General features: G+C 59.2%; 10 protein-coding genes. 7 read left to right on the top strand and 3 right to left on the bottom strand.

Translation table 11 applies throughout. The features are described from left to right. Nucleotides 1-148: 148 nt before the first annotated feature. Nucleotides 149-517, bottom strand: a complete 369-nt coding sequence (locus ACVWYZ_RS09015) for an AbrB family transcriptional regulator (protein ID WP_011432615.1) — start codon at nucleotides 515-517, stop codon at nucleotides 149-151. A gap of 328 nt (nucleotides 518-845) precedes the next feature. On the opposite strand from ACVWYZ_RS09015, the gene coaBC reads away from it, so the two are divergent. From coaBC to ACVWYZ_RS08995, 4 genes are all read left to right on the top strand, one after another. Continuing rightward, nucleotides 846-2,075 carry a bifunctional phosphopantothenoylcysteine decarboxylase/phosphopantothenate--cysteine ligase CoaBC gene (coaBC, locus tag ACVWYZ_RS09010; RefSeq protein ID WP_457466865.1) on the top strand — a complete coding sequence of 410 codons (1,230 nt, stop codon included), beginning with the start codon at nucleotides 846-848 and terminating at the stop codon, nucleotides 2,073-2,075. A gap of 68 nt (nucleotides 2,076-2,143) precedes the next feature. Then, a complete protein-coding gene (locus ACVWYZ_RS09005; protein WP_457466851.1) occupies nucleotides 2,144-2,914 on the top strand; it encodes a hypothetical protein in 771 nt (256 codons plus the stop codon). A 210-nt stretch (nucleotides 2,915-3,124) separates the two neighbouring features. After that, nucleotides 3,125-4,243, top strand: a complete 1,119-nt coding sequence (cax, locus tag ACVWYZ_RS09000) for a calcium/proton exchanger (protein WP_414343365.1) — start codon at nucleotides 3,125-3,127, stop codon at nucleotides 4,241-4,243. A 39-nt stretch (nucleotides 4,244-4,282) separates the two neighbouring features. Continuing rightward, nucleotides 4,283-6,133 (top strand): mechanosensitive ion channel family protein, encoded by a 1,851-nt coding sequence (locus tag ACVWYZ_RS08995; protein ID WP_457466850.1) that lies wholly within the window; start codon nucleotides 4,283-4,285, stop codon nucleotides 6,131-6,133. 96 nt (nucleotides 6,134-6,229) lie between these two features. Here ACVWYZ_RS08995 and ACVWYZ_RS08990 read toward each other — a convergent pair whose 3' ends face one another. Both ACVWYZ_RS08990 and ACVWYZ_RS08985 read right to left on the bottom strand, forming a co-directional pair. Continuing rightward, nucleotides 6,230-6,469: a DNA-directed RNA polymerase subunit omega gene (locus ACVWYZ_RS08990; RefSeq protein ID WP_011433877.1), complete on the bottom strand. Its 240-nt coding sequence runs from the start codon at nucleotides 6,467-6,469 to the stop codon at nucleotides 6,230-6,232. A gap of 242 nt (nucleotides 6,470-6,711) precedes the next feature. Further along, on the bottom strand, nucleotides 6,712-7,395 hold the full coding sequence (locus ACVWYZ_RS08985) for a DUF2232 domain-containing protein (RefSeq protein ID WP_011433876.1): 684 nt from the start codon (nucleotides 7,393-7,395) through the stop codon (nucleotides 6,712-6,714). 563 nt (nucleotides 7,396-7,958) lie between these two features. On the opposite strand from ACVWYZ_RS08985, the gene ACVWYZ_RS08980 reads away from it, so the two are divergent. From ACVWYZ_RS08980 to ACVWYZ_RS08970, 3 genes are all read left to right on the top strand, one after another. Beyond that, nucleotides 7,959-8,969, top strand: a complete 1,011-nt coding sequence (locus ACVWYZ_RS08980) for an ArsJ-associated glyceraldehyde-3-phosphate dehydrogenase (protein ID WP_414355479.1) — start codon at nucleotides 7,959-7,961, stop codon at nucleotides 8,967-8,969. Between the two features lie 25 nt (nucleotides 8,970-8,994). Further along, nucleotides 8,995-10,281 carry an organoarsenical effux MFS transporter ArsJ gene (gene arsJ / locus ACVWYZ_RS08975; RefSeq protein WP_457403268.1) on the top strand — a complete coding sequence of 429 codons (1,287 nt, stop codon included), beginning with the start codon at nucleotides 8,995-8,997 and terminating at the stop codon, nucleotides 10,279-10,281. A 155-nt stretch (nucleotides 10,282-10,436) separates the two neighbouring features. After that, nucleotides 10,437-12,068, top strand: coding sequence for an alpha-D-glucose phosphate-specific phosphoglucomutase (locus ACVWYZ_RS08970; RefSeq protein WP_457466849.1), 1,632 nt, complete (start codon nucleotides 10,437-10,439; stop codon nucleotides 12,066-12,068). The last annotated feature ends 32 nt before the right edge of the window (nucleotides 12,069-12,100 follow it).

Genomic DNA, 12,100 nt, shown 5'->3' with positions numbered 1-12,100 from the left:
GTTCTGAAAAGTAGAAAGACAATGAGCACCGGAGCGAAGGGAAGAGGTCGCTGCTCCCAAGCCCCTAGAGGCCGAAAGGAATACCAAAGGCTTTACCCAAGCTGAGATGAACTCACCAGCAGGGAAAAGCATCCAGGGAGACAGCAAATCAGTTGACCCGCTCCAGCTTGATGTTATGGTGGCCCAGCTTGATCTCGAACTCATCTCCGGGCTTGAGGCCCATCTTCTTGGTGTAGGCAGCTCCAATCAGGAGGTTGCCATTCTTATGAACCGAAACCCGGAAGGTAGGAGCGCGGCCACGGGATCCATTTTCGTCACTAGCGCCGAGATCCACGCCAACGGCCTTCAACAGGGCGTTGTTAAACTGCATCAGATTCACTCGCTCCTGACCATTCTTGGTATAGGTGACATAACCACAGGCGCGAGCTTTTTCCTTGCGATCCGCATTTCCCATTGAAGTTACCTTGTCGAGGAGCTCTTGGCCAGTGAGTGGTTTTGGTTTACTGGTTGTAGCCATATCGAGATGGTTTTAGGGACAACTGTTAGTGTAGCCAGAAACAAACAGGGATTGCAACAGAGTTTGATCCAATTCCTTCTTATTACAGGGAATAAGTCAGCGACCGCAATGGGATCTGAGGGGTGGTTGCGCAAAACAGCAGTGGGGAATTCCCTCTAAAGGCCAGAACCTGTGGGGGAGACTTTGGCTGAAATTGGGTAATGACAGATCCTCAGGCCCTATTCTCGACAGGGTCAAAAGTATCTTTGGGCGAGGGATCCCCGCTTCGCCGCCGGAATTGAGCAAAACCAGCGAAACTGGAAACAAGGCTGTTTGCGTGTCACTCGATATGGATCCCTTTTGGTCAGGGCGGCGTCTCCTCATTGGGGTGAGTGGGGGGATTGCTGCCTACAAAACGGCAGCTTTGGTGTCTGCTCTGGCGCAGCAGGGAGCAGAGCTCAAGGTGGTTTTGACAAAAGCTGCGGAACATTTTATTTCTCCTTTGGCTTTTGCCACCTTGTCTCGCCAACCGGCTTTCACCGATGCCGCCTTTTGGCAGGCAACACGAGGACGACCGCTGCACATCGAGTTGGGGGAATGGGCGGAGACTCTCCTCATTGCGCCCTTGTCGGCCAACACCTTGGGCAAGTTGGCTCATGGGCTGGCGGATAATTTGCTCACCAATGTGATCCTGGCTTCCCAGTGTCCGGTGGCGGTGGCACCGGCTATGAATACGCAGATGTGGAAGGCAGAGAAGGTAGCCGAGAATTGGCAGCGGCTGCAGCAGGATCCCCGTTTTTGGGCCTTACCGACGGCCAGTGGCCGCTTGGCCTGTGATGCGGTGGGGGAAGGGCGCATGTTGGAGCCGGAGGCCCTGCAGGAGTATGTGCGGGCTTTGCTCTGGACAGCGGGGAAAAAAGATTGGCAAGGCAAGCGGGTGTTGGTGACGGCGGGGGGGACACGGGAGCCCATCGACGCGGTGCGTTTTATCGGCAATCCGGCCAGTGGTCGGATGGGCGTGGCATTGGCGGTGGCGGCGGCCTGCCGAGGAGCGACGGTGACGCTGGTTCATGGGCCGTTGGGGATCCCTTTTGATCCAGCGCCCTTCGCCATTCGGGCCATTCCGGTGGAAACGGCAGCCCAACTGGAGGCGGCTTTGCAGGCGGAATTTCCCCAGGCGGATCTCTTGTGGATGGCTGCTGCTGTGGGGGATGTGCGCCCCTCTCAGGTTTACGCGGGGAAGCTGCCCAAAGCCGATCTACCCCAGATGTTGCCGTTGGAGCCGATCCCTGACCTGCTGGCAGCTCTGGCCCGCCACAAACGCCCTGGCCAACGCCTCATCGGCTTTGCCGCCCAAAGTGGGGATCCCTTGCCACCGGCCAGAGAGAAGCTCCGCCAGAAGGGCCTGGATGCTATTGTGGCCAACCCCATCGACCAACCGGATAGCGGCTTTGGCAGCAGCCACAACCAAGGCTATTGGATCCCCCAGCAGGGAAACCCAGAACGGATCCCATTGGCGACCAAGTCAACCCTGGCCCACCGGCTGCTGGATCTGGCCCGGCACTTGGAGTTGGGCTGACTTCGACACCAAGACTAACGATCTTGCCAAAGATCAGGTACCTTTGAGGCTAAGCGCAGAGGGATCCCATGGCGATCATCGTCCTGAAAGCCTGGTATTTGGATTCGGTGTTGTCTGCTTCCCAAGTCCAACAGAGGGCCCCCGACCTGCGCCTGAGCCGTACCGGCCTCTTGAAGACGGCGATGCGGGCCGACTTTCTCGACGATGTGGAGCAGGTGAAGGCTTCCCTGTGGTGGCAGCGCTACCTGGAAGGAGAGCTGGTGGAGTTTTACATCGAGGGCAGCGGTGCCTACAGCATCTCCAACCTCGATTTAATTAGCCGCGAGATCTACTTTAATAAGCGGGCCACTCTGAACATGACCGAGCCCGTCATCTACTTCTGCGGCCAATCGGATTACCCCAACTCCAGCGCCACTCTGTACCGGGCATTGCAAGCCGTGGTGGAGGCTCTCAATCGCGACCACAGACCGGTCGTGCCCCTGCAGCTGCAGGGATCCCTTCCCGCTGAGGCTGAGACCCCGCTCATCGATGCGGCCTTGATTCGCAAGCTCAAGCACGCGCTGCTGGTGGTGGCCGATGTAACCCCTGTGCAGGTGAATGGCCGGGGGCGTCCCCTACCCAGCCCTCAGGTCTGTCTGGAGTTGGGCTATGCCCTGCAATCGAAGCGCCCCGAACAATTGCTGCTGGTACAACTCCCCCGCGACGGCATCGAGGGATCCTTCCCCTTTGAGGTGGAAGACAGCAGTTTTTTGAAAATCACCGATCCCCAGCGTCTGGTCGATCACCTGGGAGCCGAGATCGCCCGGCAGTTGCAGCGCAACCGGGTTATCTCCCTCTAGCCAGCAGCACCTATCCAACCTCCCCTCGCAGCCGTTAGACTCTTGGAGATGGTCACTCCTGGCCATGGGGGATCTGGCTCCCCGAAACCCAAACAGCCTCCATCGTCGCTACCTTTTCTCCCCTTGTGAACCATGACCCTGGCTAACGCAAATCCTTTGGTTTCGCCGGATCGCTCTGCATCAGGTTGGCAGAGAGGTCTGAACAGCATAATGTTCCTGCTGCTGTTGGGGGTTCCCCTATCTTGGGTGGGGCACTTCCGGGGCTGGGATCCCAACCTGGTCTTCCTCTGTGCGGCTTTGGCGGTGGTGGCCTTGGCAAAGTTTATGGGTCAGGCCACGGAAGAGATTGCAGCCTTGACAGGGCCGACAGTCGGGGGGCTGATCAACGCCACCTTTGGCAATGCGGCGGAGTTAATCATCGGCTTGGTGGCACTGCGGGCGGGGCTGGTGGATGTGGTAAAAGCCTCCATCACCGGCGCGATCATCAGTAACCTACTCCTGGTGGCCGGCTTGGCCATGTTTTTGGGCGGGATCAAGTTTCGGGAGCAGAGCTTTCGACCCGAGGTGGCCCGCATGAATGCCTCGGTGATGAACCTGGCGGTGGTGGCCTTGATCTTGCCCAGCGTGGTCACCTATGCCGATGCCAACTTGGGGGAGATCTCCATCCAAGAGCTATCCACGGCGGTAGCCCTGGTGCTGATCGGGGTTTACGGTCTTACTTTGCTGTTTTCCCTCAAAACCCACAGCTACCTCTACACCCTTCACGAAGCGGAAGCCGCAGAAGATGAGGCGGCCAGTCGCCTGGCCCTCAATCCGGTTTTGCAGGCGGAGGGATCCATTCCCCAGGTGTTGACGGCTCCGCCCGAGGGAGCCGGTTTGGGGTTTTGGGTGCTGGCCCTCTTGGGGTTGACGGTGTTGGTGGCGCTGGAGTCGGAACTGTTGGTGAGCACTCTAGAGGATACGCTGGAACACTTTCACATGACGCCGCTGTTTATGGGGGTGATTTTGTTGCCGATCATCGGCAACGCGGCAGAGCATGCGACGGCGATCACGGTGGCCATGAAAGACAAGATGGATCTCTCCTTCTCGGTGGCGCTGGGCTCGACGATGCAGATTGCCCTGTTTGTGGCACCCCTGCTGGTGCTGGCCGGGGATGTGCTGCATCAGCCCATGAACTTTAACTTCGGCATGGTGGAGTTGGTGGCCATTGCAGTCTCGGTGCTGCTGATCAATTCCGTTAGCAGCGATGGGCGATCCAACTGGCTGGAAGGGCTACTGCTCTTGGCCACCTACGCCATCCTTGGGATTGCCTTCTTCTTTCTGGAGTGAGGTTGTTCAAGTGCTTCGCACCGCTGACGCGAACGGCTCATGCTGCACAAACTGCGATCGGTAGACAAGCCGGAGCCGGGGAAAACGGGATCCCTGTTTTGGCCTCTCCTTTTCAGTGCATCTCTTGCCCTATCCCCCATAAGCGGGCCCGCATGGGGGCAGGAAACTGCTGAAAACAACGGCACCGCCCCCAACCTGCCTTTGCTCAACCGTTTGGATGCCCTAGAAGAGCTGCGGCAAGCGCTTAGCCTCCCCACCTCTTCTATCCAGGCGGAGGCCGTGACGCTGGATGGGCGGCGTTTGTTCGTGGTTACCGCACCGCAGGGGGATCCCGGCAGCCTGCCTCCGGTGTCGCAGCGGGTGCGCTCCATTGAACAAACCCTGCACCAGTTGGCCAGCGCCGGATTCGATCCAGAGGCGCTGCAGGTTGAAGTCACCCTGGACGGCCAGACCAACCAGCCTGTTATCCGGGTGAATGGGCGACATTTGCTAACCATCACCTCCCTCGATGCTCAATTCCAGGGCGCCCAACCCATGGACTGGGCTGAGCAGGTAGCCGGCATTGTTGAGGAAGCGCTGCGCACTTCGCAACGGGAGCGGCAGCCTCAATTTTTGCGCCGCCAAGCGGTGATTGCCCTCGGCATCCTGGCTGTGGTAGGGAGCCTGAGCCAGCTCTGCCAGCGAAAACGGCGACGGCTGCAGCAAAAACGCGATGCCCTGCAGACGGAATACCAGGCCATCCAAGCAGAGATTCAGGAGCGCCTAGCGGGGGAAGAGCAGCCGGGCGTGGATCCCGTCTTGGTCGAACAACAGGCCGGACGCAAACGGCAGGAATCCTATTTAGAGCTGCAAATTCGCCTGCTGCGCCTGGTGCAAATTGGCCTGTGGGTGGGCGGAGTTGGGGTGAGCTTGGGCCTTTTCCCACAAACGCGACCCCTGCAAACGTTTTTCCTGGTTTCGCTGCGCGGCCCTCTGTTGCGGTTGACAGGGGTGGGTCTGGCCACCTATGGCAGTGTCTGGCTGAGTGGACTAGTGCTGGATAACCTCTTTGCTGCCCTGCGCCAAGAGCAAAATGCCCCCACCTATCGCCTCAGCAAACGCCTCAGCACCTTTGCCAGCGTCTCTAAAGGAGTTGCAGCCACTACCCTGGTTTTGCTTGGATCCCTGGCCGGACTGGCCTCAGTGGGGGTCGACATCGGCCCCTTGGTGGCCAGCCTGGGCTTTATTGGGCTGGGGATTTCCTTTGCTGCTCAGGATCTGATTAAAGATGTGATCAATGGGCTGTTGATTTTAATTGAAGATCAATTTGCCGAAGGGGATGTGATCGTGGTGGACGGGCGGGGCGGCCTTGTGGAACACATGGATCTGCGGCTAACCCAGTTGCGCAACACCGAAGGCAGCTTGATCTCCATTCCCAACAGTGCCATCCGGGTGGTGGAGAACCTCTCCAACGGCTGGTCACGGGTGGATCTGGGGATCATGATTGCCTATGAAAATGACCTGGAACAGGCGATACGCATCACCGAGCAGGTGGCTCTGCAGATGTACCGGGAGCCAGCTTGGCGGGAAAAAATCCTCGAGCCCCCCGAAATGCACGGTGTCGATGATCTGGGGGAGCGGGGGATCACGTTGCGCATTTGGATCAAGGTGCAGCCCCTGCAGCAGTGGAGGGTGGCGCGGGAATACCGCCGTCGCCTCAAACACGCCTTCGACCAAGCAGGGATCCAGATTCCTTTCCCACAGCAGACCCTCTGGTTCCACAGCCCCTTGGAGATGCGCATCCAGGGTCTCAGCCCAGAGGAGACCCACCGCCTGCTGCACCTAATGGAATCGCGGCTCGAGGCTCGCCTGCGGGAAAGGGATCCCGTTGCAAACGACTTGACAAATTGACAAAATAGGCGGCTGCCGAAAGCTTCTACCCTTAGCCGCTCAGCCGGCTAGCAGTTTCAACAGGGCGGTCGCGCCAGCAGGCCGCAAGTCTAGTGACTACTCATCGCCGATGATTTCCGGCTCAGTCAGTTCATCCGACATTTCGATGACAGCGCGGCGGATCGGCTTCATCCAGCCATCTTCTATATCATCCGGATCCTCGTAGCGGCGGCGCTTGGCGCGGTTGGCCACCTGTACCGTGATGCGATAGCGATTTTTGGAAGCGTTGATCAGAGCCTCTACCCGACGCATCAGCTCGTCATTGTCAATAGCCAGTTGATTCTTGCGGGAAGCCATAATCGCAGTCTTAAATCTTGATATCTTGTTGCCACCAGGATCCCAACGAGACTCCGTCCCGCTAACGCGAAAGGACTCCGTCCCGCTACCGCGATCCTAGCAGAGAACCTTCCAGTTCTTGCATTCCTGTAGCGTTGCATGGCAATAGGGTGGGACTTTTGCCAAGAACTCATTTGTCAAGATTTGTCAAGAACTCATTTGTAGAGCAGCTTGCTCTGCTCTTGTACAACTCACAGGGGCTGCTAATCCAGCAAAAACTGTACCCACTTCGGCGGGGGTGGCAGCGGGCAACGAAAGTGCTCCATCACCAGGGCGGCCACCAAATGCACCGTGAATACGTAGATGAGGGAATTGAAGGCAATAAATCCCACCACCACCACCTGAACCATCCAGGGTTCTGCCACCCAGTAGACGCCCCATCGGCTGAGGGACACATCCAGGAGCCAGTTGGTTAGGCCGGTAAGTTGAATGGTTACGTAGATCCAGAGGTTTTCCCCCACCAGTAGGGAGGAAAGCACCAACTGAAAGATCAAGCCCAGGGCGCTGAGCACAGCCCCGCTCACCACCGAGACGTACCAGGAAAGACGCTGCTGCCACAGGCGGGCACACCAATAGCCCAGCAGACCATAGGGAATGACATAGAGAATGCTGCGCGTGGGCCCTATCAGCACCGTCAGCAACAGGCCGGAGACCACCAGGGCCATTGCCCCTGTGCGGGGATCCCAGCGCATCACCGCCAGCGCCACCGGAATGGGGAAAAACAGACGTATAAAGGGGGCCAGCGGCGTGTAGCTCAGGATCCAGATCAAGGCCGCGGTACTGGCCAAAAAAGCCGTTTCCACCACCCTCAAAGCCGGAGAACGGGGAGGTGGGGGGGGTAAGGGAGGAAAGTCATCCTGCACAGAAGGCTGAGGCGGCGGGGGCACATCCAGAAAAGCACAACTTTTCCCAGCTTAGCTTGTCGGGGTGTGGGGGTAGCTAAGCCCCGCACTGTACTCGTAGAGTCAGTGTCGGGATACAGATACCCCCACATGGTGTATGGTGGGAGTACTTGCACAAAACGGCTTTTGCCGGAATCTGGTGCAACTACGCGGTAGGGCATTCCGTGTCTGCTCGTGGAGGGTTCTTGCGTAGGCTCCCCGATGAAGCGAGAAGCCCACGCTGTACCCGTAGGGTCAGCGATGGGAGTATGTCACGCCACCGGTTGCCGGGTTGGGCGAATTGTTGCCCAGAGGTGTGGATCTGGACTGCAAATCGGCTACAGGATAGGCCCTGTTGTCGATTGGGGCTGCCTCAGCGGATCCCTTTTGGATTTCAGGACATTCGGCAACATTTCCCAAGGCCAACCGTGAACCGACCTCAATCGGCCAGTCTCCTCCGCCCCTACCCATCAACTTGTCTTGAAATGAGTGGGGCGTTCTGATAGAGTCGAGGCGGGATTTGCCCCGAAAAAGGCGGATCCCTTCTGGACAAGTCTAGGGTTAATGCTATGGCAGTGCGGGTGGGCATCAACGGTTTTGGCCGCATCGGACGGCTGGTGTTGCGGGCTGCTTGGGGCTGGGAAGAGCTGGAATTCGCCCACATCAACGAGATCAAAGGGGGAGCGGCGACGGCGGCCCACCTGTTGAAGTTTGACTCGGTGCAGGGCCGCTGGGCTATCGACATTGAGGGATCCGATAACCGGCTGCGCATCCAAGAGAAAACCCTCACCTTTAGCGAACACAAGTCTCCTGGTGAAGTGCCCTGGGCAGAGTTGGGGATCGAGCTAGTGCTGGAATGCTCGGGCAAATTTGTCAAGGCAGCGGAGCTGGATGCCTACTTCAAAGCGGGGGTGCGCAAGGTGATTGTGGCTGCCCCTGTCAAGGACGAAGAGGCCCTCAACATTGTTATGGGCGTCAACGATCACCTGTACGACCCGGCCCGGCACCATTTGCTCACGGCGGCTTCCTGCACCACCAACTGCCTGGCTCCTTTGGTGAAGGTCATCCACGAGGGAATCGGCATTGTTCACGGGGTGATCACCACCATCCATGACGTCACCAATACCCAAACCATGGTGGATGCCCCCCACAAAGACCTGCGGCGGGCCCGCTCCGCTCTGCTGTCTTTGGTGCCCACCACCACCGGCTCGGCCACGGCCATTGGTCTGATTTACCCCGAACTCAACGGCAAGTTGAACGGCATTGCCGTGCGCGTGCCCCTCTTGAATGCTTCCCTAACCGATGCCGTGTTTGAGGTCAGGCGGCCCACCACTGTGGAGGAGGTTAATCACCTTTTAAAAACGGCAGCCGAGGGCGAACTCAAGGGGATCCTCGGCTACGAGGAGCTGCCCCTGGTCTCGGTGGATTTCAAAGGGGATCCCCGTTCCAGCATTGTGGATGCGCCCTCGACGATGGTGGTGGATGGTACCCAGGTGAAGATCCTGGCCTGGTACGACAACGAATGGGGCTACGCCAACCGCATGGCGGAACTGGCCCGCAAAGTGGCCCGCAGTCTATAGAAACATCTCCCTTGGAGACCTGCCCATGACTTCTGTTTCGACGGCTCAAGCCTCTGCGGTTCGCAACTACGCCCTGGTTACAGCGGCCTATTGGGGGTTCACCATCACCGATGGCGCCATCCGCATGTTGGTGCTGCTGCACTTCCACAAGTTGGGCTTTACCCCGATCCAAATTGCCATGCTGTTTCTCTTCTACGAGATCTTCGGGGTGATTACCAACTTCCTGGGCGGCTGGATTGGATCCCTGTTTGGCCTGCGGCTGACCCTCTATGGCGGCATTGCCATCCAGATCTTGGGATTGGTGATGCTGGGCGTGTTGAACATGCAGTGGCCGGTCTGGGGCCAGGTGGCCTACGTGATGACGGCCCAAGCTCTGGCCGGGATCGCCAAAGACCTCACCAAGATGAGCTCCAAAAGCGCCATCCGCCTGGTGGTGCCCAAAGAAGCGGAATCCCGCCTGTTTCGTTGGGTGGCTATGCTCACGGGATCCAAAAACGCCCTCAAGGGGGTGGGGTTCTTTGTGGGAGCGGCCCTGCTGCAGATCTTCACCGAAATCTACGGGGATCCCATGGGCTTCCGCATGGCCAACTTTGTGCAGGCGGGGGCGTTGGCTTTGATCTTCTGTTCGGGGGCGCTGCTGCCTGCAGACATGGGCAAAATCAAGGCCAAGATCCCCTTCAAGCGGCTGTTTTCCAAGAGCAGAGAGATCAACATCCTCTCGGCAGCTCGCTTTTTCCTGTTTGGGTCGCGGGATGTGTGGTTTGTGGTGGCCCTGCCGGTGTTTCTCTACGACGAGCTGGGCTGGACTTTTATGCAGGTGGGCAGTTACATGGCCATCTGGGTGATTGGCTATGGGTTCATTCAGTTTGTAGCGCCGCAACTGCTGGGTGGGGGTCGCCCTGGCCGTGCTCCCAAGGCCCGCACCATCCAGATTTGGACCTTCGTGCTGACGGCGGTGCCGGCGATCATTGCCACAGCCTTCATGGCCGGGCTGGCACCGGAGCTGGTGATCACCGGCGGCTTGATCCTGTTCGGGATCGTCTTTGCCTTCAATTCGGCAGTGCATTCCTACCTAGTGCTGGCCTACACGGAGGATGACGATGTAGCCCTCAATGTGGGCTTTTATTACATGGCTAATTCCGGCGGGCGGCTGTTGGGGACGGTAACTTCTGGGATCCTCTTCCAGTTCTACGGATTGGAGGGCTGTCTTTGGTTTTCCACCCTCTTAATCTTGGCGGCGGGGCTGTTCTCGTTGAAATTGCCGGATCCCAGCAAAACCCCGGTGGAGTGGGTGGTTAAGCCAGGGGATTGAGGATGGAGGGCTACCAGCGGAGATGATGCAGTCCGCTCAACCCAATCCACACATGGATGGGCAGGGAAAGAAGTCTGCGCTGCCGATGCAACTCAGCCCAAACAAGAGGCCCAACGATGAGATAGTAGAGGAGCAAGCAGCTTTTCCGGCAGACTATGAGCCTGCGCATCGTTCCCACGACGCCCTTTCCCGGCCAAAGACCCGGCACTTCTGGCCTGCGCAAGCCGGTATCGGTGTTTCAGCAGCCCCACTACCTGGAAAACTTCGTCCAATCCATTTTTGATGTCCTGGAGGGATCCGCCGGCCAAACCCTGGTGGTGGGGGGAGATGGCCGCTACTACAACCGCGAGGCCATTCAGATCCTGCTCAAGATGGCGGCGGCCAACGGCATCGGGCGAGTCCTGGTGGGCCAAGGAGGGATCCTCTCCACGCCGGCGGTTTCCTGTCTCATCCGCAAGTACGGCGCCTACGGGGGGATCATCTTCTCTGCCAGCCACAACCCCGGCGGCCCCCAGGGGGATTTCGGCATCAAGTACAACATCGGCAACGGTGGCCCTGCCCCGGAGAAGGTGACCGAGGCCATTTACGCCCGCACCCAGCAGATCCGGGAGTACCGCATCCTGGAAGCTCCCGATGTCGATCTGGATCGCTTGGGCGAGCAACGGCTGGGGTCCCTGACGGTGTCCGTCATCGACCCGGTGGCCGATTACTTGGGCCTGATGCAGCGCCTGTTTGATTTCGAGGCCATCCGCGACTACCTGGCCTCTGGGATCCGCATTGCCTTCGACGCCATGCACGCCGTCACCGGCCCCTATGCCCACGCCATTTTCCAGGGATCCCTGGGAGCACCAGAGGGCAGTGTGCTCAACGGGCAGCCCCTGCCGGATTTTGGCGGCGGACACCCGGATCCTAACCTGGTGCATGCCCGCCCATTGGTGGAACTGTTGTTTCGGGAAGATGGGCCGGACTTTGGGGCCGCTTCCGATGGGGATGGGGATCGCAATCTGATCCTGGGCCGCCAATTTTACGTGACCCCCAGCGACAGCTTGGCAGTCTTGGCTGCCAATGCCCACCTGGTACCCGGCTACCGAGAAGGTCTGGCGGGAATTGCCCGCTCCATGCCCACCAGCCAGGCAGCGGATCGGGTGGCGGCCAAGCTGGGGATCCCTTGCTACGAGACCCCCACCGGCTGGAAATTCTTCGGCAACCTGCTGGATGCCGGCAAGGTCACCCTCTGCGGGGAAGAGAGCTTCGGCACCGGATCTCACCACATCCGAGAAAAAGACGGGCTCTGGGCCGTCCTGTTTTGGCTGAACATTTTGGCCGTTCGACGGCAGCCGGTGCGGCAGATCGTGGAAGAGCACTGGCGCACCTATGGGCGCAACGTCTACTCCCGTCACGACTACGAGGGACTGCCGGTGGAGGTGGCCGAGGCGCTGATGGAAGACTTGCGACGCTCCCTGCCCGGGTGGGTGGGCCAGCGCCTGGGATCCCAGCTGGTGGCCTACGCTGACGACTTCAGCTACACCGATCCCGTGGACGGCAGCACCACCAGCCACCAAGGGATCCGCATTGGCTTTGAGGATGGATCCCGCATCATCTACCGGCTTTCGGGAACCGGCACCCACGGAGCCACCCTGCGGGTGTACTTGGAGCGGCTGGAGCCGGATCCGGCCCGACATGGCCTGGAGCCCCAAGCGGCCTTGGCCGAACAGATTCAACTGGCCGATCACCTTGCCCAAATTCGCGCCCGCACCGGTCGGCAGCAGCCAGACGTCATCACCTAGCCCGTCGCAACAGTGGACAGGGAGCCTTCCCA

The sequence above is a fragment of the Thermostichus sp. MS-CIW-37 genome (assembly GCF_054060065.1).
This window is presented reverse-complemented; position numbering and strand designations above follow the sequence as displayed.

What these genes read in the sequence shown, in the direction of transcription:
- ACVWYZ_RS09015 (WP_011432615.1), bottom strand. Translation starts at nt 517, where the DNA reads ATGGCTACAACCAGTAAACCAAAACCACTCACTGGCCAAGAGCTCCTC.
- coaBC (WP_457466865.1), top strand. Translation starts at nt 846, where the DNA reads ATGGATCCCTTTTGGTCAGGGCGGCGTCTCCTCATTGGGGTGAGTGGG.
- ACVWYZ_RS09005 (WP_457466851.1), top strand. Translation starts at nt 2,144, where the DNA reads ATGGCGATCATCGTCCTGAAAGCCTGGTATTTGGATTCGGTGTTGTCT.
- cax (WP_414343365.1), top strand. Translation starts at nt 3,125, where the DNA reads ATGTTCCTGCTGCTGTTGGGGGTTCCCCTATCTTGGGTGGGGCACTTC.
- ACVWYZ_RS08995 (WP_457466850.1), top strand. Translation starts at nt 4,283, where the DNA reads ATGCTGCACAAACTGCGATCGGTAGACAAGCCGGAGCCGGGGAAAACG.
- ACVWYZ_RS08990 (WP_011433877.1), bottom strand. Translation starts at nt 6,469, where the DNA reads ATGGCTTCCCGCAAGAATCAACTGGCTATTGACAATGACGAGCTGATG.
- ACVWYZ_RS08980 (WP_414355479.1), top strand. Translation starts at nt 7,959, where the DNA reads ATGGCAGTGCGGGTGGGCATCAACGGTTTTGGCCGCATCGGACGGCTG.
- arsJ (WP_457403268.1), top strand. Translation starts at nt 8,995, where the DNA reads ATGACTTCTGTTTCGACGGCTCAAGCCTCTGCGGTTCGCAACTACGCC.
- ACVWYZ_RS08970 (WP_457466849.1), top strand. Translation starts at nt 10,437, where the DNA reads ATGAGCCTGCGCATCGTTCCCACGACGCCCTTTCCCGGCCAAAGACCC.